We start from the raw sequence: 21,919 nt of genomic DNA, 5'->3' as shown, positions 1-21,919 counted from the left end.
TCAATCACCCCATATAGCCTGGCTCTCTGAAAATAACATTTTGATCGGGGAAATCTCTTGCATTATAATTTTAACTGATACGAGAGAACCGTTCGTCACGTTGAGTTCTTTCCCCTTCTTGTTTGACCAGGCATATCCACTGGCGGATTCCTCTGAAAGAGATAATTCACATGTTACGGCAGCAACCGCACCGGAACTTGTAAAAAAAGAAGACAGGTTATTATCTTCACCCAGGACATAATTCATTCCTTTGTTCGAAGCGGCATACTCATCAATATTGATGACCCTGGCCTTCATATGACCATATCTCTGGCGGTCTGCAGAATTCAGATACACATAGGCAGGCATGCCGCGGGAAATTTTTTTCACATCTGTCACGTTCACATAGCAGACGACCACCTGCCGCGAAACCGCTTCCGGAGAGACATACAGGATAGGAACCCCCTGGCCGACCGTATCCCCGGCCAAGATGTCTACTGCCGAGGCCGTGCCGATCTGATCTGATTTGATCGTGTAAGCGGAACCGTCACTCACTTCTACCAAAGCAACCTCGTCCCCCGGACGGATTTCATCACCGACAGACACATAAACGGAATCTACGGTTCCGGCATTTTCAGTATAAACCGCATTTGTATTGACGGGGGAGGCTATGATCCCGTTTGTTGTTATCGTTACAGGTATTCTTCCCACAACAGACCATATGGCCGTTACCACGATAATCAGCGTCACACCGCCCAGGGAAAGCCAGGAAAGAGGGGATGTTATTTTTAATGCTTTGTCCAACTGTTCAGGAGACGCCATCCTTTCCAATGCTGATTTTCTGTATAATTTTGCCATTACAAACACCCCTGACCGTTTATAGGTGATAATCCCGCAAGGGTCCTCTCATTTTCTTGAGAGCCCGTGACAAATCCATTCTGACATTTGCCGCTGACATTCCAAGCATTCCGGCAATCTCGCTTGAATTTTTCCCCTGAAAATAATTCAAAATAACAATTGTCCTTTGCCTTTCCGGCAGCGTGAGCAGCGCGTCGGCGATGGCATCACGCAGTTCCTGCAGGTAATATGCCTGCTCAATGTCAGAGTCACCCGGCAAATCAATTTCTTCAATGTCATCGTTTGTTTTTTTATCACGCATGTAGTTTTTCCACCTGCTGTTGACAATGACATAAAGCCATGTGACCGGAGATGATTTTTTTTGGTCATAATGCCCCAGATTCTTATAGAAGTAAGTAAACGCGTCACTGGCGATGTCCTCAACATCATCCGGATTTGAAATCTTTTTTTTCAGCCAGGAGCAAACCTTTGGATAATTTTCCCGATAAAACGCATCAAAGTCTGTAACCTCATCCCCAGATATCTTCTTACCAAAAGAACTCTCACCTGCCATGTATTTCATCCCCTCCTAATCGAAATTCAAATTCTTCATCGGCAAGCTTTAAGATATCGCCGCCATTGATCTCTACTTCATACTTTGAAGGCAACGCCCTGTTATTAAGATAACTTTTATTTTTGGAGCCCAGATCAAATATGAAATAATGATCGTCCCTGCAGATAATGTCCGCATGGCTCCTGCTGACTGCTTGATTATTGAGTACTGCATAATCTACACTCGCTTCTTCCCTCCCCAGGCGGAATGTTTTTTTCGTAATACGGATCGTCTCCCCGGTAGAAATCCGGTATAGCACAGGCGTATAGTCAGCCTTTTCCTGTACCTCTTCCATAAAAACTGTACTCTCTTCGTCTTCGTCAAGAATCACTGTTTCCTCATATTCTTCGTCTATTCCATTATTTACTGTTTTATAAATCATTCCTCGTCTGTTCTTTTCCTTCTTGCAAATATTATATAACTACAGCCGGAAATCAGCGCGGCTATGCTTCCAAACATAATTGGAGAAGTATCGCCGGTTTTCGGCGCCGCACCGTTTCCAGCAGATGCGTTCCGACTGGTTTGGTCTGTCCCACTTGCAGAGTTGGATGCATTTTCAGAATTTGAAGTGTTTTCCAAAATATTCAGTATGGAATCAACAGAACCATATGTATACTTCAAAGTAACCGTATGCGCTCCTACTGAAAGCGTATCCAGATATTCCGGCATAAGCGTCAGTACGGTTGACCCCTCCTTTACCGTATAATGGGTGTTTTCCAAAAGCACACCATCTACATATACACTACGGAATCGTGAGTACTCACCGTTACATGTAATTGTTACTTCTGCACCGCTCCCTTTTATGTAGTCGTGCTCTGTCCGTTCCTCAATAATCCTGAGAGCAGGATATACATCAGAATAATCCTGTGAACTGGAACTGTACCCGTCATCTATCCTGTCTGGAGAGAGATATACATTATTTGACCCATCTCCCAATATGGTATCCTCAGTCCACGAGTTATCCTTAGCTGCCATTGCTGTAGTGGAAAGCAGGGCAGTCATTGCAGCTATGGCCGCCACATCTGCCAAAATCCTTTTTAGTTTCCTTGTTTTCTTCATTTTCTTTTCCCCTTCGTTCTTTTTCATTTGATATTTAGTTTTTAGCTTATGTACTAACTACTAGTACTAACCATCCACTTCATCTAATTCTTTCCAGGCGAGTGATACCAGTTCATCAAGTTCGTATATATGAGTTTTACGCATATTTCCGGTTGGATAGTCAAAAATCAATTCATCACCAATGATATCGCAAAGACAGGGAAGTTCTGCAAGTTTTTCACATTTTTCATTCATCATGATCCCATAGAAATCTCTGTCAGATGTATAATATTGCGCGATAATAAAATCTCCGGCCTGCGTCACATAGGTCAGGTAAGCGTCTTCTGACAGTTCGCCGACTTTTTTTCCTGATTCCTTTTCATAGGCTGCCGCCGTTCCATGAATCGGGACCTCTATCCGCAGGTTGTCCGTAAAAAATTCCTCATACAATGATTCGTCCGGTTTTCCCCTTTTTTCCTCATCCAGCGGTAAGCCATCTTCTGCACTGTATCTGTATACTGTCCCGTCCTTATATATCACTTCAAGAACATCCTCGTCTTCCCCTCTGACATATTGCTGGTCATATATCTGATCAGGATTTGGAACTGAGACCTCCGCAAGCAGCCTTCCTTCAGAATCATATAGCCGAAACTCCTTCTTTGAAAAAAGCATGACCGTCTTCTCATCAGATCCGACTCTGGACTCTATATGTTCATATGACGGATCATACGCGAAGATTTCGGTATCCGAATGATTTTCATACTTCATAATGTTGATTATCGGACTGTCAAATCTTCCCGCCAGAGCAGTATCTCCAGCCATCTGAACCAAATCGCTGCGATGCCCCTTCTCATACTTCGTAAGCAGCCGCGCATCTTCATCGAAAAACAAAATCCCCACATCCGATGACACCAATGTATGCCTGCCGTTCCTTGCGAAAAAAGCAATATTAGCGGACGTATCCGCCAGCGGGGTCTGTTCACCGGTCTCCGGATTGAGGCAGACCAGGATATTATCTGATTTTAGATAAATCCCATTTTCATCCGTTTGCATACCGCAATGAAAATCTGTCTCAGCGCCCTGTGACTTAAAATGATCCTTGCAGTCTACTGTCGCGAATAAGGATTTCGAGGATTTTTTATTGGTTGCCGCAAACGCAAAATAATTTTCATAGAATCCTCCCTCATACTGCGTATATCCGGAATCTTTGTCCAAAATTGTGTGAACCTTTGAAGGATCTTTCAACTCAAATAGCCGCAGAGAACCATCCCCAAAACTGGCTCCTAATAATGTCCCATCGGCATTTAATTCAAACACATTTTCTCTGCCGTTCGCAAAATGATCATTAATTGAAATTCTTTGGCCTTTCCCATTAAAATCCACCCTGGACTTCACCCTGCCATCGGAAGCGTCATAGATTGTCGCAAAGGCTTCATCTCTGTAAACTGCCGCCACCGTACTCCCATCCTGCGATATACATACCGCGGTAGCCGGACTGCCGCTCCACAGTTCCTCATTCTTCACAATATCGTATGCCTGAATCCCATCAGCACCGGCAAAAATAATCGTATGCTCATCTAAATATTCTGCCTCGGACAATGCAGATTCGTGCGTAGGCAATGCGGCAATGATCTCCGCGGTATCCGTATCGAAAACCTCCATGACGCCTGAACAGATACAGGCCGCCGTCCTGCCATCAGGCGCGGCCGCCATATAGAGTGGTTCTGAGGACAACTCCACTGTCTTATATTCTTTAAACCCATCCGACAGGTCATACACTCCCAGAGCATTTGTAAGAGCCAGCCGCGCTTCCGGCAATGCGGACGGCGTAAACAGACCGCTTTTTTGCGGCAACGCGGAAAGAGCATAATCCAGCGCTGAAACAGTATCTCCGTCAGATAACGCATTCTGGGAATACTCTGCAAGCTTCAGCCAGTTTTCCGTAACCTGCATTCTTCTGAGCCCGATGAATGCAGAAGAAATCCCACACACAAAAAAAACACTGCACGAAACAGCTGCGATAAGATTATTCCGTCTGCTTTTCTTTACACGGACATCGTTTTCCCGCAGATGTGTAAATGCGTACAGCATCTCTTCCGCGGTCTGAAAGCGCAGATCTGGATTTGGATTCATTGCTTTTGTTACAATATCTACAATCTGGGGACTAAATTCCTCTCTGGAAAGAGGAAGCACATCCAACGCATACTTTGCGGGCTTTACTCCGCTCATAAGGTGATAGATCGTTGCCCCGGCGCTATAGATATCTGAACGTGTATCTGGAATTACTGATTTTTTTAAGGAAGAGCCTGACTGCTCACCCGCCAGAGTCATTGTAAGAGTCATGGTCTCCTGGCTGTCCAACAGGGAAGTTTCCCTGGCTAACGTCTGTGTCTCGTTTCCGGACGAAAAATCAAGACCATAATACTCCGGGGACGCATACCCTTCGCTGTGGCCGATAATACTCTCTTCACCAAGCGCCAGCGCAATATTGAAGTCGATCAGATAAATATCATCCTCCTGTGTGCGCATAAGATTCGCGGGCTTAATATCACTGTGCACATAGCCTTTCGGGGGGTCTCCATGGATGGGGCTGTGAAGATAGCACAGTGCTTCTAAAAACTGTATTGCCCACTTGATCACCTGTGCCTGTGAAAATCTCTTCTCACGCCGCAAAGCTTTATCAAGGCTTTCGCCCTTCACAAAATCCATTACGGTATAGACACTTCCCTCTTCTATGAAAAAATCATATACCTGGGGAATATGCGGATGATTCAGATCCTTCAGAATGTCAACTTCCCGCCTCAGCCGTCTGGGATCAATCGTAACCTTCCTTTTATCCTTCTTTAAAACGACCTTTTTCTCCAAACGCAGATGGTTTGCCAAATATACGCTTCCCCCGCCGCCGGAGCCTAATTTTTCAAGTAACTCGTATGTTGCAGCAATTACTTCCGACATTATGCATCTCCCGTTATTAAAGCCTGATCCATCTACAGCAATTCCGAATCTCTATTGCTTTTTCTGCAATCTATTTTTCCATATTCTTCATCCAACCTGATACTCAGGCGGGCCCATCTCACACAGGCGATTATGTAATAGACGGCTGCCGCCACCGCGGAACCTATGGCGGCAATCATGCCGCCATAAAACAAAATTTCATCTGTCAGCCATTCCATAGTCTGAATTCTCCTATAAACGTTAAGAATGCTCTTGTCTGTTTCAAGAAGCAGACAATAAGAAACACTTCTAAAAAGCATATCCATCATCCAGTTTATAACCTTTTTTATGTATGTTAACATTATAAGCCAACTGTTTCAAAAAGTCTACTATTTGTTACAAAATTTTTCTTTTTTCTCTGATGTGAGGATTAGTCTAAGGAACTGTCGCAAATTAGTTCCCTGAGAGCGAAAAATAACGATAGCCGCTCTAAAGCATAGGCTATCGTTATTTTTACTCTATGAAATTCAATTCACCCGATCCCATTTATTCCCATAGGAGTCTTGTAAGATTCCCTGATTTGCGTCATAATTAAAATTCAAATTATATCCGCTCTCCATAACTCCTGTCACATCATATTCTATCCAATCTCTTAGCTGAATCGTATTTCCTTCTATAAATTGGAATGTATATGCTGTCACTCCAGCAGGAACCGTGACAGTGTCATCTGGAATAATCTGATATCTGATCACTTCCCCTTCCCCAGAAGCACTGCCGAATGTCATATATGTTGCCATGCTTTCCGACTCAATATCCAACGTACCTCTGAATCCACCTGCAGAAGCCGCATAACTATAAGACCCAACAGGAATCCCCGTGTTTTCCGCCGGCTGCCCTGCTGTCTGTTCTTCCGGCATCTGCTCTCCTTCCGCCTGCTCTTCTGTCACTTCAATCGCGGTAATTTGATACAGGCCATCCGCATTCGGTTTTAATGTCACCTTTCTGTTCTCTGTCTGTTTGGGCAGGCCCTTACTTTCCATATCGAAGGTTATGTAATCATATGTATAGTAAATTTCCATTTCCTCTTCCGTATAACTGGCGGACGTGATTACCGCGTTTGATGTTTTACTTATCGTTGCCGCCGCGAATGAAACTACATCGCCTTGCACATGGACATTGTTTTCAGATAAAATATTGTTCTCTTCTGTCAACTGATAATCTGTAAAGGATCGGAAGATACGGTTCACATCGGAGAGGGAATATTGACATCCCCAATTTGCGTCCGTACCATAAGTCTCAATGATTGGTTCGCTTACTTTATGTTCTGAAGCCTGACAAAGTGTATTTAATATAAACAAATAGTCCTGGTTCTGGAATCCTTGTTCCGGTATTTCATCCGGGCCATATGCCAGAACAAACTGCATCTCATTTTTTGTAAGGTTGCCCGCAATCAGCGTTTCATACTCTACGTCCTGTACTTCCTTTACCGTTTCGGCCGAAGCCTCTTCCGGCTCTTTTTCCTCCGGTTCTTCCTCAATCACTTTTGGATCGGCTTCTGATTCAACCGCGTTTTCTTGATCCCGCGTCTGGTCTGCCTGGGATGTCCCACAAGCGGCAATTCCACTGGTAAGGCAAAGGATGATCATTCCCATCATTATTTTTCTTGATACTGTATAGTTCATATCGTACCTCTCATCTTTCTATTCCAGATTTTATTCTGTCTACAGGGTTTTCAGATACTTTTCTCGCTGCCGCGACCAGTTCCAATTCATCCTCAAACAATTCATCATTTTCGTATTGGGCTGTGGAAGCTTCGATTAATTCAGACAGCCTGTCTGAGGGGGAGAATGCCTTATTCATACGATCAGTAAACTCGAGAAGTTTTTCTACCTTTATCTTCATAATTACCACCTTTCTTTTTTTGTGTGATATGGTTCTGTTTTCATGTTTCTATAATCTTATACACACAAAGAAAGAAAGTGCAACCGAATATTTGCTGTCTCACAAAAAAAGATTCCGAAACACCAGTGTTTCAGAATCTTTTTTACATCTGTTTTATTCCTTCTGCGAATATCCATGTGCCTCTTCAAGCATCATGTCCTTCACCTTCATCAGCCGGATCTGGGTACTTCTCTCGTTCTCATCCAGCTTCATGGTAATATACTTGATATTCGTCTCCGTTTCCGGGATGATGACATGTTCCAGCGCGTTTACACGCCTTCTTGTCTTTTCAATCTCCGCCGCCATCAGCTGGCAAGCTTTTTCGCATTCCGCGAGACGGATCATGTCCGGCAGGATGTCTGCCAGGGATTTGACCGCCCCGTCCAGGTCGCTGGAGGTAAATGCGAAACCATAGGAGTAGATGTCATTCTCATCTGCTGTCCTTGTCTTATACTCAAATGTCGGGATGTTTACACTCATGACGTTCTGTTCCCCTGCCGCAAGGTTGATCTCCTGCTTGGGAGCCATCAATGCCGTCTTGAGGGCAGCCTCCGACATACCGGCCTTGGCGATTACGAAATTCTTGTTTGCGGAAAGGATTCCCGCTTCCACCCGTTTGCGTACTTCCATGTTTTCGCGTACCAGGTCAAGATACTGGCGCATCAGTTCATCACGCTTGTCTTTTAAGAGCTTGTGACCGCGGATTGCAGTGATCCGTTTCTTTTTCAGACGCGTCAGCTCCATACGGGTAGGATTTACCTGTTTTGCTGCCAAATGTAATCACCTCTCCTTCTTGATTCTTGCTTACTGCCTTATACTCTGTACAAATTTCTGCGGATGTGCGCGCATGATATTTCAAATATCGGCGGCCTGATTCAGCGCAGTCAGCAATCACAGATTGCATTATATTTACACAAAGCAACCGGGGGGTTAACCCTGATAATACTTATCCAGGAACTTGTCGTCGATACGCTTCAACTCGGTTCTCGGCAGCATGGAGAGTAATTTCCATCCGATATCCAGTGTCTCCTGGATATCTCTGTCAGCATTGTATCCCTGGGATACATATTCTGCTTCAAATGCGTCTGCAAACTTCGCATAGAGCAGGTCGATCTCTGTCAGCGCAGCCTCACCCAGGATAACCATCAATTCCTTGGCATCCTTTCCGCGGGCATACGCGGAGAACAACTGGTTCATGGTATTGGCATGATCCGCACGGGTCTTGCCTTCACCGATACCCTTATCCTTCAGACGGGACAGGGACGGCAGTACGTCGATCGGCGGAGCGATACCTTTCCGGTAAAGGTCACGGCTCAAGATGATCTGTCCCTCCGTGATATAACCTGTCAGGTCAGGGATCGGATGGGTCTTGTCATCCTCGGGCATGGTCAGGATCGGGATCATGGTGATACTTCCCTTCTTTCCTGTCTGACGTCCGGCTCTCTCATACATGGTCGCCAGGTCGGTGTACATATATCCCGGATAACCACGGCGTCCCGGTACTTCCTTACGCGCCGCGGAGACCTCACGCAGGGCGTCCGCGTAGTTGGTGATATCCGTCAGGATAACCAGAACGTGCATATCCTTCTCAAATGCCAGATATTCCGCAGCGGTCAGCGCCATCTTCGGCGTTGCGATACGCTCAATGGCCGGGTCATTTGCCAGGTTGATAAAGAGGACGGTACGGTCAATGGCACCTGTCTCCTTAAAACTCTCGATAAAGAAGTTGGACTCCTCGAAGGTAATACCCAACGCAGCAAATACAACGGCAAAGTTTTCATCTGTTCCCAAAACCTTCGCCTGTCTTGCGATCTGCGCCGCCAGGTTCGCATGGGGCAGACCGGAAGCCGAGAAGATCGGCAGCTTCTGTCCGCGGACCAGTGTGTTCAGTCCGTCGATGGCGGAAACACCGGTCTGGATAAACTCCTCCGGATAGCTTCTTGCCGCCGGATTCATGGGCAGACCGTTGATGTCCATGCGGGCATCCGGCAGAATCGCCGGGCCGTCGTCAATGGGATTGCCAAGGCCGTCAAAGACACGTCCCAGCATATCCTCAGATACGCCCAGCTCCATGCTCCGTCCCAGGAAACGAACCTTGCTGTTGGACAGGTTGATACCTGTGGAGCTCTCAAACAACTGTACCAGTGCATCACTTCCGTTGATCTCCAGAACCTTGCACCGGCGGGTCTCCCCGCTTGCAAGCTCGATCTCTCCCAGTTCATCGTAGGTGACATTCTCTACGCCGCGTACCAGCATCAGCGGGCCTGCAACTTCCTGTATAGTTCTATACTCTTTCGGCATTTAGAATTCCTCCTTTCCCAATGAATTGGAAACCTCAACATGAAGTTCTTTGTTTACTTTGTCATATTCTACGTCCAGATTGTCTTCTGTCACATATTTGAAACGTCCGATCTGCTCGCGCACCGGAAGGTCTACCAGCTTCTGCAGCGGCGCGCCCTGGCCCAGTGCCTCGACAGACAGGTCATAGTATGCGAGAACCAGATTCATCATCATATGCTGCTTCTTCAGAGATGTATAAGTATCTACCTCGTGGAAGGAGTTCTGATGCAGGAAGTCCTCACGGATGGAGCGGGCTGCTTCCATCTTCAGGCGGTCGCCTGCAGACAGCGCGTCCATACCTACCATCTTTACGATCTCTTCCAGCTCTGCTTCTTCCTGGAGCAGGGACATCATCTTCTGGCGGTTTTCTACCCAGTCTTCCGCAACCTGCGTATTGAACCAGTCTCTCATATTATCCACATACAGCGAATAGCTGGTCAGCCAGTTGATCGCCGGGAAATGTCTCTTATATGCCAGCGCGGAATCCAGTCCCCAGAACACCTTGACGATACGCAGTGTTGCCTGGGATACAGGCTCGGAAATATCACCGCCCGGAGGGGATACGGCGCCGATTACGGACAGGGCGCCTTCGCGTCCTTCTTTTCCAAGGGAGACCACGTGTCCCGCACGCTCATAGAACTGTGCCAGACGGCTTCCCAGGTATGCCGGGTAACCTTCCTCACCAGGCATCTCTTCCAGACGTCCGGACATCTCACGGAGCGCCTCCGCCCAACGGGATGTGGAGTCTGCCATCAATGCTACGGAATATCCCATGTCACGGAAATACTCGGCAATGGTGATACCTGTGTAAATGGATGCCTCACGGGCAGCCACAGGCATATCGGACGTATTCGCGATCAGAACGGTTCTTTCCATCAGGGACTGGCCCGTCTTCGGATCCTTCAGTTCCGGGAACTCGTTCAGAACGTCGGTCATCTCATTTCCACGTTCTCCGCATCCGATGTAAACTACGATGTCGGCTTCCGCCCACTTCGCGAGCTGATGCTGGATGACTGTCTTACCGCTTCCGAAAGGTCCCGGTACCGCAGCCACACCGCCCTTTGCGATGGGGAAGAAGGTATCTACAACACGCTGTCCTGTTACCAGCGGCATCTCCGGCGGAAGCTTTTTCTGGTAAGGTCTTCCGCGGCGGACCGGCCACTTCTGCATCATGGTCAGTTCTTTGTCGCCCTGTGCAGTCTCTACAACCGCTACCACGTCTTCTACCGTAAATTCTCCTGCTTTGATCTCTTTGATCTTTCCGGTAGTTCCAACCGGAACCATGATCTTCTGCTCTACAACGATGGTCTCCTGTACGGTACCGATCACATCGCCCGGCTCCACTTCATCCCCAACCTTTACGGTGGGAACAAAGTTCCATTTCAGGTCACGCTTCAGGGAGGGCACTTCCACACCACGCTTCAGATTGTTCCCCGAAACTTTCATAATATCATCCAGCGGCCTCTGGATTCCGTCATAAATGCTGGTGATCAGGCCAGGCCCCAATTCTACGGCCATAGGAACTTCCATAGACTCTACCGGCTCTCCCGGTCCCAGTCCGGACGTCTCCTCATATACCTGAATGGAAGCCTCATCTCCATGCATTTCAATGATTTCGCCAATCAGTCTCTGGTTGCTGACACGAACCACGTCAAACATATTCGCGTCGCGCATACCCGATGCAATAACAAGCGGGCCTGCGACTTTTTTGATTACGCCTCTGCTCATTTGACGAATTACCTCCAATTTCTTTATTCTTCAGAAAACAGAATATCTGATCCGACAGCCTGCTCCACCGTCTTCTTGACGCCTTCCACACCTGCCCCGGTATTCCCGGACACGCCCGGAATCTGAATGATCGCCGGCGTGGTCTGCTCCTGATATTCCGCTATTTCATCTTTAATTTCTGCCGCCACGGCTTCTGTAATATAGATGATTCCATATTTTCCGCCTGCAAGCTGGCGCAGCTTATCCTTGGCTTCTTCGGTGGTCTTTACCGGACAGATGCTAAGACCCAGCGTCGCGAAACCATAGATACTGTCGTAATCGCCGATAACTGCAATCTTATACATACATCTCCCTTACCCTTTCCCGAATCGCCTCATCCGGAAATTCATTCTGCTTTCCGGTCAGGATGATCCGAACTGTCTTGATCTCATTCTCCCTGGCAAGCTGATACGCCACCAGAGGCCCTACTGAAAACGCATTGTACTTCTGGGGACGGATGGTTTCCATCATCCGGTTGTCGCACCAGCGTTCAAATGCGGACGGAGACTCCTCCAGAGCCTGCGCGCCTTCCGCATAGGCCGTTCCGGACAGGTATTCTCCGATTGCCTCCGGCCCGGACAGAGCCGCCTTGGCAAGCTGATCCGCACTGACGCTTTCGCATTCCGCCAGGGCACGCTTCATGAAGTCCAGAGACTTTCCGGTCTTCTGGCATCGCACCGCAATCTTGATATCCGCGATGGCAACCGTAGACTCCGCGTAATTGCGGATGATCTCGTCCTTCGCGCTCATGCCTGCCTCATAGATGGCTTCGAGCGCCGCACGGTCTACGATCACGTCGCAGAGCTGGCCGTCCCGTGTATGAAGAAGCGTATCATATGCCTCCTGCGCCACGGCAGCCATGTTGTCCGGAAGCCGGCCGAACTCTTTATTTTCCACGATCTCCAGCATCTCCCTTCCTGGGATCGCGCAGTCGTCGTAGAAAATATTCTCCGTCTGAACCTCGGTGCACACTTCCTTGATCGCCGCTTTCAGATTATGGTATACCTTAGAATAGGAAAGCACATCAAACACGGACAGATCCGGAGCCACTTCCCGGATCACCTCCCAGGTCTTCTCCTCCTCCCGCTTTAACATGGCGGAGGCATCAAGGCCCGTCTCATGGTCTCCCCAGCCCTTTTCGCTCAACAGCTCCAGGCACTGCTTTTCACTCTGACAGTTCACAAGCTGGTCAATTACAGAATCCGTCAGCAGGGATGCTTCCAACGAACGTATACGCGCAACCGCGTAAGTATATTCTAAATCATTCAAAATATTCCCTCCTGTGTCATACGAAAAACCTGCCTTCGGCAGACTTTTTCGTATACTATGGTATACAGCTATGCGTAATCCCCGCATAGCTATATTCTATATAAATAACACCTCATGAACTTTATCGGACAAATAATCTCTCTTTGCGTCAAACATTGCCCGGATCGTACAATTCTCTTCCACACCGCCGTATACCAGGATAAAGCCGCCATCCATCTCTTTTGCTTCCGAAGACAGCTTCAGGCTTCCGCCCTTTTTCTGAGCGGCCTTTTCCATCTCGGCTTCAAATCCCTTCGGCATACGCTTCAGATCCTTCGCATTGAAAGAGATGATGCCGTCCCCAGGCTGGGCATATTTTTCGAGCATCCTTGTGATCATCCCGAAATATGCCGCATCGTCCTGTGCGCACACCTTCTCATATGCGTTCTGGAGCACCTCCGCGATCACTTCCTGCTTTGCCTGGAGGATTGCCTGCTTACGCTGCATCTCGCCGGATGACTTCACCCGATCCGCGTAAACCGCAACCGCCTCCTTGGATTTTGCATACAGCTTTGAAGCCTCTGCTTCCGCCTCTGCCTTCGCTTCGCTGATCATCTGCTCCGCTTTCTCATTGGCCTCCGCCAGCTTCATTTCTGCCGAGTGGTTCGCTTCATCCAGGATCTGACTTTTTATCTTGTCTAATCCACTCATCTATCACACCTCATACTTATCATTTTTTCTTTCCGCTTCGGCAGCTTCCGGGAAATTCCATTCCCGGCAGGCTGCTGCGGAAGATCAAGCTGAATTATACCTGGATTCCGCTGACTGCCAAAATGGAGATCAGAAGCGCCAGAATCGCATAGGTCTCAACCATGGCCGGGAACAGCATTGCCTTACCGAACTGATCCGGTTTCTTTGCAACGATTCCGATTGCAGCCGCTGCTGTCTTGCCTTGGGATTTTCCGGAAATCAGTCCTACGATTCCGATCGGAAGGCATGCTGCCAGGATCAGAAGTCCTGTAGACGGAGAAATCTCAACTGCGCCGCCGCCGATGATACCGATCTTGGACAGAGTGATGAACCCAACCAGCAGACCGTAGATACCCTGTGTACCTGGCAGAAGCTGCATGATCAGTACCTTAGCGAACTTGCTCGGATCTTCCGATACAACGCCTGACGCTGCCTGACCTGCTACACCAACTCCCAAAGCTGACCCCGCACCTGCAAGAAATACCGCACATGCCGCACCTAAAAGCGCATAAACAATTCCTAAACTTTCTAAAATCATTTCCTAGTCCTCCTTAATATCTGCATATTTTGTATTTTCTTTAAATGGATTGAACATTCTTCCGCCGCCCTCATAGAACTTTCCGAAAAATTCTACATACTGCAGACGGTTTGTGTGAACATAAGCGCCCAGCAGATTAATCGCCAGGTTCAGCGTATGTCCCACGATAAACACAACGATGAATAATATCACGCCGAAGATGCCGTTGCCGCCCATACTTCCCATCTGGTTGACAACCTGCGCGATAACACCTGTTGCAAGCCCCAGAGCCAGAAGTCTGGAATAGGACAGCACGTCGCTGAGCCATCCTGTGACATTATATAAATCATATGCTCCCAGCGCGATCCTGAGTCCGAAGTTTTTATTCTCCCTGCCCGACATCAGCAGGATGCCTACCACTCCGGCAATCGCGAAGCCTTTGCCCAGAAGATTGACAAATTCCGGGAATACGATCTTCGCACCTGCAACAGAAGCAAAAATGTCTGTCGGCAGGAACATGATGATCAGTCCGATCAGGAACAGGAACCAGAGTACCACATCACAGAAGAAATCCAGGTATCTGTTGTCCTTGATACACATATATCCTTTGATTCCCAGACCTGTAAACAGGTGAATCAGACCAAACAGCATGGAATAGATCAAAAGCTTCATCGGGTCATTCAGCGGAATGAACCAAAGGGCCGGTATCTCCACCTCGTTCCCCAGGAATGTCCTGGATACGACATTGACCACATCTCCAAAGTAACCGCCGAACATGATGCCCCAGAACAGTGTGGAAAGCCCGCACCAGAAAAACAGCTTCAGGGACTTTTTCATACCCGCTCCCATCCTTGGGAACTTTTTAAGTGCTGCGCCGCATGCGATGGATACGATCGCGCCGTAAGCCGCATCGGACAGCATCAAACCAAACAAAAATACATAGAATACGGACATGATCGCCGTCGGGTCGATCTCTCCCTTTGCCGGGAGACCATAGGATTCCAGAATCCCTTCCGCACTCTCAGAGAACGAATTGTTATGAAGAAGCACCGGCGCCTCCTCATCCTCTTTCAGCTCTTCTACGTCAACTACACAATCATACCTGCTCTCCAGCGCATTTTTCAGCTTATCCGCATATTTTACCGGAACATAGCCGCTGATAAAAAATGTACGTTCTGACTGGGGCAGTGTTCCCAGCACCTCATACTTGTCTGCGCGGACGCGGTAATAGTCTGCAAGGAGCTTCAAGCTGTCCCGGCTGACTCCCAGGCCGGTAAGCTGCTGCTCAATCTCGTCGATCTTTGACTCCCGCCTTCTGATCTCAGCCTCCATCTCTGACTTTGCCGCGGCAGGTACCTGCTGCAGAACCTGGGATGGCCTTGCAAATCCCCTGCCTCGAAGCGCTTCTTCAATCTGACGCGCCTCCTCCCTGAGACAGAACACCGTCAGATAGGTTCCCTCCTGTCCCGCGGAGATGATATGCGCTTCAAAGCCCTGGGCTTCCGGCGCCTTCTCGGCAACTGCGGAATAGATCTGTTCCAGAGAACACTCTCCCGACATGGTTCCGAGGAGCATCTCTGTATGCGTTGTCCCCTCATAATCCATTGGGACTTCCAGAGGAAGCCATGGTGCGAGGCTCTCGATACTGTTCTCCAGCTTCAGGATCTCGGATTTCTGCTCTGCCCGCTCCCGGTCCAGCGACTGGATCTGGTTCGCTGTCCGGAGCAGACTTTCCTTGTCGCCGATGATCTGCCGATAACTCTCCTGATCGACCAGATCCTTTCCGGCAAGGGAAGACAGCATCGACTTTTTCTCCGGCGCGTAAATCTGAAGAATATCCAGCGCACGGTCAACGGAGGCTGCTGCTTTTTCAAAGCTGCTTCTGGCATTCGCCGTATCCATCCGCCTGAAATCTTCGTCTTCCTCCAGGAATTGGCTGACCTCCATGACGCCCATGCTCTGCAGCTTTTCCAGAATCGCTTTCCGGTTCTTCTTCAATGCGCAGATACTGATTCGCTGCATCTGCAATACCGCCATAATCTAATCCCTCCTTTTTCTTTCCTATTTTTTTGACTTTTCCAAGCGGTGATCTTTGATCCTGCTTTGAAAAATCATGTTTGATATCATCCGCGGTCACGGATCATATCCGACAGAAATGTCCGGCACTTCGCATAAGACCGTCTCTCCAAGTACAATTTGTTTAAACAAAGCGAAAGCCACCAATCCCCCCGGAATTGATGACACCATGCGCATTCGTGTACTTGTCAAAATATCCCTGCTCCGTACCTGATTGACGCCCTCTGTCTCAAATCAGTTCCGATACCACAAGATTCACCGCCGCATCGTGCTTCTGCTGGGCCAGCTCTTTGAGCGCCGCCACCTCTTTTCGAATCTCGGACATCGCTGAATCCAAATCCTGTGTACCTTTTTCTTTTGCCTTTTCCATATCGGACTGAGCCTTCTGCTTAGTACTCTGAATCTGTTCTGACTTTAATGCCTCTGCTTTTTTTGCTGCCTCATCCAGAATCTCTCTGTACTTGGACTCAGCTTCTCTGACCACTGCATCTGCCTTCGCTTCGGTCTCTTTAATTGCCTGAATTGTGTTCTCGACCATACCTGACTCACCTTCTTTCTAAGTACACATTTTATATAATACCACAATTCTTGGGATATAGTCTACAATTTTTTCATAAATTTCCAACAAATCTATGGCTCCCACTCCAGGCGGTGCAGGCTTCCCGCCGTCTCCATTCCGGAGAACCGGTTCTGCCGCAGCGCTTCGTACAGGATGACCGCGGCGGAATTGCCCAGGTTCAGGGAACGGATTCCCCCGATCATGGGAATCCGCACACAGTCCTCACGGTGACGCACCAGGATTTCCTCCGGAATCCCGGCGCTTTCTTTTCCGAACATGATATAGCAGTCCGGTTCATACCGGATCTGGGTATACATTTTTTCTGCCTTTGTGGTTGCCATATAGAGCTTCGCCCCGGGATTTTTTTCCAGAAAATCCTCGTAATTGATATAAGTCGTAACATCCAGATCTTTCCAGTAATCCATCCCCGCGCGGCGGAGCGACTTTTCATCCAGGCGGAAACCCAGGGGTTCGATCAGGTGGAGCCGGCTCCCTGTTGCCACGCATGTTCTACCAATATTCCCGGTGTTGGCCGGGATCTCCGGTTCCAGCAATACGATATTCAGCATGTCAGTCCCTCTCCTGCTCCTTCCGAAGCCTCTGAATGAAGTGTTCCAGCCTGCCCAGGGCCGCCTTTAAGTCTTCCAGGGAATAGGCATAGGAAATTCTTAAGAAGCCTTCCCCGCATTCCCCGAACGCGCTTCCCGGCACCACGGCTACCCGCTCCTCCTTCAAAAGCCTTGTGGCAAATTCGTCGGAAGACATTCCAAACTCCCTGATACTCGGGAACACGTAAAACGCCCCATACGGTTCAAAGCATTTCAGCCCCATCCGCTCAAACTCATGCATCAAATACCGTCTCCTCTGGTTGTATGCCCTGCGCATCTCTTCCACATCGTCTTCACAGCTGCGCAGCCCTTCCACCGCCGCGTACTGGCTGTTGGTGGGCGCGCACATGATGGCAAACTGATGGAGCTTGATCATCTGGCTGAGGATCTCTTCCGGCCCGCAGCAGTATCCGAGACGCCACCCGGTCATTGCGAAGCCTTTGGAAAACCCGTTGATCACGATCGTTCTCTCCCGCATTCCCGGCAGGCTTGCGATGGAAACATGTTCGCCCTTGTAGCTCAGTTCCGAATAAATCTCGTCGGAAATCACATAGAGGTCGTGTTTTTTTACAAATTCCGCTACAGGTTCCAGGTCTTCCCTGGTCATAATAGAGCCGGTGGGGTTGTTGGGAAACGGCATCACCAGGATCTTCGTCCGGTCGGTGACCTTCTTCTCCATGTCCTCCACCGTCAGTTTAAATTCATTTTCATTTTTCAGTTCCACGATGACAGGCACCCCGTCCGCCATGATGGTGCAGGGCACATAAGATACATAGCAGGGCTGGGGAATCATCACCTCGTCGCCCGGATCCAGCATACAGCGCAGCGCCACGTCGATGGCCTCGCTTCCGCCTACAGTCACCATAGTCTCTTTTTTGGGGTCATAGGATACGTGGATCTTCCGGTCCAGGTAGCGGCAGATCTCGTCCCGCAGCTCCTGAAGCCCGGCATTGGAGGTGTAAAAAGTCCTTCCTCTTTCCAGGGAAAAGATGCCTTCCTCCCGAATCCTCCAGGGCGTATCAAAATCCGGTTCCCCGACTCCCAGTGAAATAACGTCGTCCATCTCGCTTGCGATGTCGAAAAACTTCCGGATTCCGGACGGCCTGACCCGCGTAATTTTTTTTGCGATAGGGTTTCTCATTATGGAGTCACCACCATCCTTTCGGATTCCGTCTTAGGCACCATGATCGTCCCGAAGTCTTTGTATTTTTTCAGGATGAAATAGGTTGCGGTGCTGATCACGGAATCAATGGGAGCCAGCTTTTCGGATACGAAGCGGGACACCTCTTTGAGCGTCTTGCCTTCCAGAGTCACCAGCAGATCGTAGCCGCCGGAGATCAGGTATACCGCATGTACCTCCGGGTAGTTGTAGACGCGCTCCGCGATCCGGTCGAAGCCCTGGTTCCTCTGGGGAGTCACACGCACTTCGATCAGCGCGGTCACCTTCTCCGTGCCGGTCTTGTCCCAGTCGATCAGCGTATGGTATCCGCAGATCACTTTTTCCTTCTCCATCTCCGCGACTTCATTTGCAACTGTGGCTTCCTCCAGCCCCAGCAGCACGGACAGCTCTTTTAAGTCGATCCGGCTGTTCCTTTCCATATTTTTTAAAATTTCATTTCTCAGTGTCAAACGATTTTCCATAGTGTTCCTTTCTATATTAAAATTTTATTTATTACTGTATGAAACAGGAGTATGGCAAATGCCGCGGCATTAGGTTCTCTCTGCCGCTTTGTTACCCTGTCTCCGATAAACGTTTCGTCCACCACCGCATCAGCTCGTCCGGTGCGGGACGGTCTAAGAATCTTCTTTCTTCTCCGCTTGTGACCACCCGTGCATTCCCTGCAGTAGTGACCCCAAGCACACCGGCTCGCGCGCCTCCCCTGTTCAGGGCCTGCACAAGACGCTCCCCGTGCTCCGTGATCATCAGGATGCATCCCGCAGAAGTCATCTGATAAGGGTTCAGATGATAATATTCACAGATTTCCACCGTCTCCTGGCGGATACTCATTTTTTTCAGGTCTGCCGCCAGTCCCACATGAGCCGCTTCGGCCACCTCCCAGAGGGTTCCCAGGATGCCGCCGCTTCCGACCTGCTGCATGGCAGTGGCAAAGCCGGATGCTATACGGATGGCTTCCAGTTGGATCAGCCGGTCCTCCAGTGCCTTCGCCTGGCGCAGAAACCCGGGCGCAAACCGCCTGCCCAGTTCTCCCCGGCACTCGTCCAGAATCCGCAGCATCCCTTCCAGCCCGATATACCCGCAAAGTACAATGTCCTGTCCAGGCGCCGCGTCCGCAAGACGCAAAAGCCCGTCCTCCTTTGCCTGACCCAGGGCTGTCACCTGCAGCATAGCCTGGGTGACGGCCGGACTGACCTCCGCCTGTATGCCTGCAATGGAAATGTCCAGCCTGCGGCACAATCCTTCCATCTGCCGGAGCAGTTCCTTTAGAAACGGCTCCTCCGCTTCCGCCGGAAGCGTGATCTGTGCCGTGATTCCCATGGGCTGTGCACCTCTGGCGGCCAGATCATTGACTGCCGATGCAACGGCATAAACGCCCAGGGAAGGGGCCTGCCCGAAGACCGAGGCAGAAGCCGTCAGAGAAAGTCTGCCCGGCCCCGGGCGCATTGCCGTACACATCTCCGCCTTGGACGGATGCAGCAGAAATGCATGTTCCTGATCCCTGTTCAGTTGTTTTTGTACGGATCTGTTCCATACGGTCTGCGAAAGCTTTCCTGGTTTCATGATCTCCTCCTGCTGCATGGTCTGTCATTGCTGTGTATTTCCCGTATCATCCGTGTAGTCTGCCGGGCCGTATAAAATCTCGTTCATGGTATTCTGAATTGTCTCTTCATCCTGGGTCATAATGGCGCTGTTCATCTTATCCGTATCGGCCAGATCGTCTGAAAGGACGCCCACTCCGTAGGTTTCCGGCACCGCCATGTACTGGCTGTAGTTGATCACGTCCCGGCTGACCTCCTGGCCGTTTTCCGTTACCACCTTCCAGAGCTGCGCCGTGATCTCCGGATGCGCATAACTCTGGATCGCCAGATACCCGATATAGTTTTCCGTCGCAACAAAGCGCTTTCCTTCCGTGTCCTCGCTTTCCCTGCTCTCACTGATAAATGTCAGCGTACGATCCGGGCTGCGGGTTTCTTTTCCATATATATTGAAGGTCAGATTGCCGTCCGCCAGTACAGCCTGGATATAAATCGGATAATCCAGATTGTTTTTAAACACCAGATCCAGCAGGTCGTCCGCAATGGCCGCATCCTTGGATGCCTCCACATAGGACACCAGCATGGAATGGGGGTAGCGTTCCACGATCTCCAGTTCCGCGAACAAGAGCGCATTGTAAAGGGTCGAGGACACCTGGCAGATCCCCCCTCCCATGGTCTGCACGACCGTGTTGCTCTCGTAGGAATCCGCCTCAGCATAGCCGTTTTCGATGGTGTATGGCTCCATCGCCTCATTGGCCGACTGTTCCTCCCCGGGCCGCAGAAAAATCCCGTTCAGGTGGTTTGCCCCGGATTCTACGTTTTTGAGCCTGCCTTCCCCGCTGTCTCCGTAATAGGTCGTGCAGCTTCCCAGAATATCCGTCAGTTCGGCCAGATCTTCGGCTGTGACAGGTGCGTCTTTTTTCTCTATGACAGCCTTTACGTTTCCGGGCTTCCCGTTCCAGCCTTCATTCAGAAACCGGTTCAGGTTCTGGATAGTCTGTTCTGTGTTCAGGACTTCGCCCTCTTTGGGTTCCGTCACCTGGATGCCTTCCGGCCCCTGCACGATCGCGGCATTCACCGGTGTATCAAGCATGGCCTGGGAGCGCGATGAAAGAACCCTGGCGGCAGCCCGCTCCTCCACTTTGTACTCGAGGGGAATGCGGTGCTCCAATTTTTTCTTCTGGGCCTTTTTTATTATTTTGTAGGACTGGGACATGGTTCCTGTCTTGCCGTACTCCACGGCCTCTTCCACAGCGTCCTTCAGCCCGGGTGATGAAAGCCCCAGTTCATTCAGGGAAGCTTCAAATTCCTTTTCTTCCGAGATCTCCAATGTGACCATCACCGCGCCGCAGTCGGTCACATCTTTTTGTACCGCTTCCAGTGCCTCCTTGCGGTTCATCCCGGACACATCCGTATTGCCTACGAAAACACCGGAAAGAATCTTGCCGTCGTCGTGCTTTTTTACATAGCTGCGCAGAACCGACTGGCTTCCGGCATACAGCACAACCGCACAGACCAGGACAAATCCCAGCAAACACAGGTCGCGCAGTGTCTCCTGCCGGCTGCTTCTCCGTCTTCTGCGCTTTCTCCTTTTTGTTGTCATCTCTTCTCAATCCTCTGATTCTTCCTCGGACAAGCCGGTGAATTTCCCGGATTCTCTTTATATAAAGCAGGCAGTCTCTTTCCCTCCTGCCCGCTCTTTTTTGATGGTTATATCAGATACGGTATCACCATCGTGGCTACCATTGCAAAAATCACAAGTAAGATCAATCCTGCCGCAAACTTACGGAATTTTTTACTGTAAAAGTTCATTTCGTTCAACTCCTTTTTTCTGAAAGCATGGGGGCGTACCGTTTTTTAGCGGAAAAAGCCGCCGCTTTTTTACTTTTCATAAATTTTAGCATTTTACATACTCTTTTTCAACCATTTCATAAAAGATAATGTTCGGGCCGCGCCTGCACGCCCCATCACTGTATTGGCCGGAAATTTTTTTTCTG

At 49.4% G+C, this 21,919-nt stretch carries 22 protein-coding genes; all 22 read right to left on the bottom strand.

Annotated elements, in window-relative coordinates:
* Window positions 1-837, bottom strand: a complete 837-nt coding sequence (locus EBB54_RS28590; RefSeq protein WP_125130178.1) for a biotin/lipoyl-containing protein — start codon at window positions 835-837, stop codon at window positions 1-3.
* 19 nt (window positions 838-856) lie between these two features.
* On the bottom strand, window positions 857-1,390 hold the full coding sequence (locus tag EBB54_RS28585) for an RNA polymerase sigma factor (RefSeq protein WP_162307230.1): 534 nt from the start codon (window positions 1,388-1,390) through the stop codon (window positions 857-859).
* Window positions 1,380-1,811 carry an FHA domain-containing protein gene (locus EBB54_RS28580; protein WP_125130174.1) on the bottom strand — a complete coding sequence of 144 codons (432 nt, stop codon included), beginning with the start codon at window positions 1,809-1,811 and terminating at the stop codon, window positions 1,380-1,382. Before EBB54_RS28580 ends, EBB54_RS28585 begins: the two co-directional genes overlap by 11 nt.
* Window positions 1,808-2,515 carry a X2-like carbohydrate binding domain-containing protein gene (locus EBB54_RS28575; protein WP_125130171.1) on the bottom strand — a complete coding sequence of 236 codons (708 nt, stop codon included), beginning with the start codon at window positions 2,513-2,515 and terminating at the stop codon, window positions 1,808-1,810. Before EBB54_RS28575 ends, EBB54_RS28580 begins: the two co-directional genes overlap by 4 nt.
* Window positions 2,516-2,554: 39 nt before the next feature.
* The gene (locus EBB54_RS28570) at window positions 2,555-5,422 is read right to left on the bottom strand and encodes a WD40 repeat domain-containing serine/threonine protein kinase (protein ID WP_125130169.1); all 2,868 of its coding nucleotides are present in this window, start codon (window positions 5,420-5,422) and stop codon (window positions 2,555-2,557) included.
* 32 nt (window positions 5,423-5,454) lie between these two features.
* The gene (locus EBB54_RS28565; RefSeq protein WP_125130167.1) at window positions 5,455-5,640 is read right to left on the bottom strand and encodes a hypothetical protein; all 186 of its coding nucleotides are present in this window, start codon (window positions 5,638-5,640) and stop codon (window positions 5,455-5,457) included.
* Window positions 5,641-5,928: 288 nt separating this feature from the next.
* Window positions 5,929-7,083, bottom strand: coding sequence for a hypothetical protein (locus EBB54_RS28560; RefSeq protein WP_125130165.1), 1,155 nt, complete (start codon window positions 7,081-7,083; stop codon window positions 5,929-5,931).
* A gap of 10 nt (window positions 7,084-7,093) precedes the next feature.
* Window positions 7,094-7,303: a hypothetical protein gene (locus tag EBB54_RS28555; RefSeq protein WP_125130163.1), complete on the bottom strand. Its 210-nt coding sequence runs from the start codon at window positions 7,301-7,303 to the stop codon at window positions 7,094-7,096.
* 153 nt (window positions 7,304-7,456) lie between these two features.
* The gene (locus EBB54_RS28550; protein WP_004080529.1) at window positions 7,457-8,116 is read right to left on the bottom strand and encodes a V-type ATP synthase subunit D; all 660 of its coding nucleotides are present in this window, start codon (window positions 8,114-8,116) and stop codon (window positions 7,457-7,459) included.
* 156 nt (window positions 8,117-8,272) lie between these two features.
* Window positions 8,273-9,643, bottom strand: a complete 1,371-nt coding sequence (locus EBB54_RS28545; protein WP_004080528.1) for a V-type ATP synthase subunit B — start codon at window positions 9,641-9,643, stop codon at window positions 8,273-8,275.
* Entirely contained in the window at window positions 9,644-11,410 is a 1,767-nt protein-coding gene (locus EBB54_RS28540) for a V-type ATP synthase subunit A (protein WP_004080526.1), read from the bottom strand.
* 23 nt (window positions 11,411-11,433) lie between these two features.
* Entirely contained in the window at window positions 11,434-11,754 is a 321-nt protein-coding gene (locus tag EBB54_RS28535; RefSeq protein WP_125130161.1) for a V-type ATP synthase subunit F, read from the bottom strand.
* Complete coding sequence (locus EBB54_RS28530; protein WP_004080522.1) at window positions 11,747-12,718, bottom strand: V0D/AC39 family V-type ATPase subunit; 972 nt, start codon at window positions 12,716-12,718, stop codon at window positions 11,747-11,749. The genes EBB54_RS28535 and EBB54_RS28530 overlap by 8 nt, the downstream gene beginning before the upstream one ends.
* Before the next feature lie 96 nt (window positions 12,719-12,814).
* Window positions 12,815-13,408, bottom strand: coding sequence for a V-type ATP synthase subunit E (locus tag EBB54_RS28525; RefSeq protein ID WP_125130159.1), 594 nt, complete (start codon window positions 13,406-13,408; stop codon window positions 12,815-12,817).
* A gap of 94 nt (window positions 13,409-13,502) precedes the next feature.
* Entirely contained in the window at window positions 13,503-13,985 is a 483-nt protein-coding gene (locus tag EBB54_RS28520; protein WP_125130157.1) for a V-type ATP synthase subunit K, read from the bottom strand.
* Window positions 13,986-13,988: 3 nt separating this feature from the next.
* A complete protein-coding gene (locus tag EBB54_RS28515; protein ID WP_125130155.1) occupies window positions 13,989-16,001 on the bottom strand; it encodes a V-type ATP synthase subunit I in 2,013 nt (670 codons plus the stop codon).
* 268 nt (window positions 16,002-16,269) lie between these two features.
* Complete coding sequence (locus EBB54_RS28510) at window positions 16,270-16,578, bottom strand: hypothetical protein (RefSeq protein ID WP_004080513.1); 309 nt, start codon at window positions 16,576-16,578, stop codon at window positions 16,270-16,272.
* 92 nt (window positions 16,579-16,670) lie between these two features.
* Complete coding sequence (locus tag EBB54_RS28505) at window positions 16,671-17,168, bottom strand: tRNA (cytidine(34)-2'-O)-methyltransferase (protein WP_125130153.1); 498 nt, start codon at window positions 17,166-17,168, stop codon at window positions 16,671-16,673.
* A gap of 1 nt (window position 17,169) precedes the next feature.
* The gene (locus tag EBB54_RS28500) at window positions 17,170-18,348 is read right to left on the bottom strand and encodes an aminotransferase class I/II-fold pyridoxal phosphate-dependent enzyme (RefSeq protein WP_125130151.1); all 1,179 of its coding nucleotides are present in this window, start codon (window positions 18,346-18,348) and stop codon (window positions 17,170-17,172) included.
* Window positions 18,348-18,848: an Lrp/AsnC family transcriptional regulator gene (locus tag EBB54_RS28495; protein WP_004080507.1), complete on the bottom strand. Its 501-nt coding sequence runs from the start codon at window positions 18,846-18,848 to the stop codon at window positions 18,348-18,350. Before EBB54_RS28495 ends, EBB54_RS28500 begins: the two co-directional genes overlap by 1 nt.
* Before the next feature lie 91 nt (window positions 18,849-18,939).
* Window positions 18,940-19,947, bottom strand: a complete 1,008-nt coding sequence (locus tag EBB54_RS28490; protein WP_125130149.1) for an AIR synthase related protein — start codon at window positions 19,945-19,947, stop codon at window positions 18,940-18,942.
* A gap of 24 nt (window positions 19,948-19,971) precedes the next feature.
* A complete protein-coding gene (locus EBB54_RS28485; RefSeq protein WP_125130147.1) occupies window positions 19,972-21,525 on the bottom strand; it encodes a VanW family protein in 1,554 nt (517 codons plus the stop codon).
* Window positions 21,526-21,919 lie beyond the last annotated feature (394 nt).

Source organism: Schaedlerella arabinosiphila, assembly GCF_003885045.1.
Taxonomy (GTDB): Bacteria; Bacillota; Clostridia; order Lachnospirales; family Lachnospiraceae; genus Schaedlerella; species Schaedlerella arabinosiphila.
This window is presented reverse-complemented; position numbering and strand designations above follow the sequence as displayed.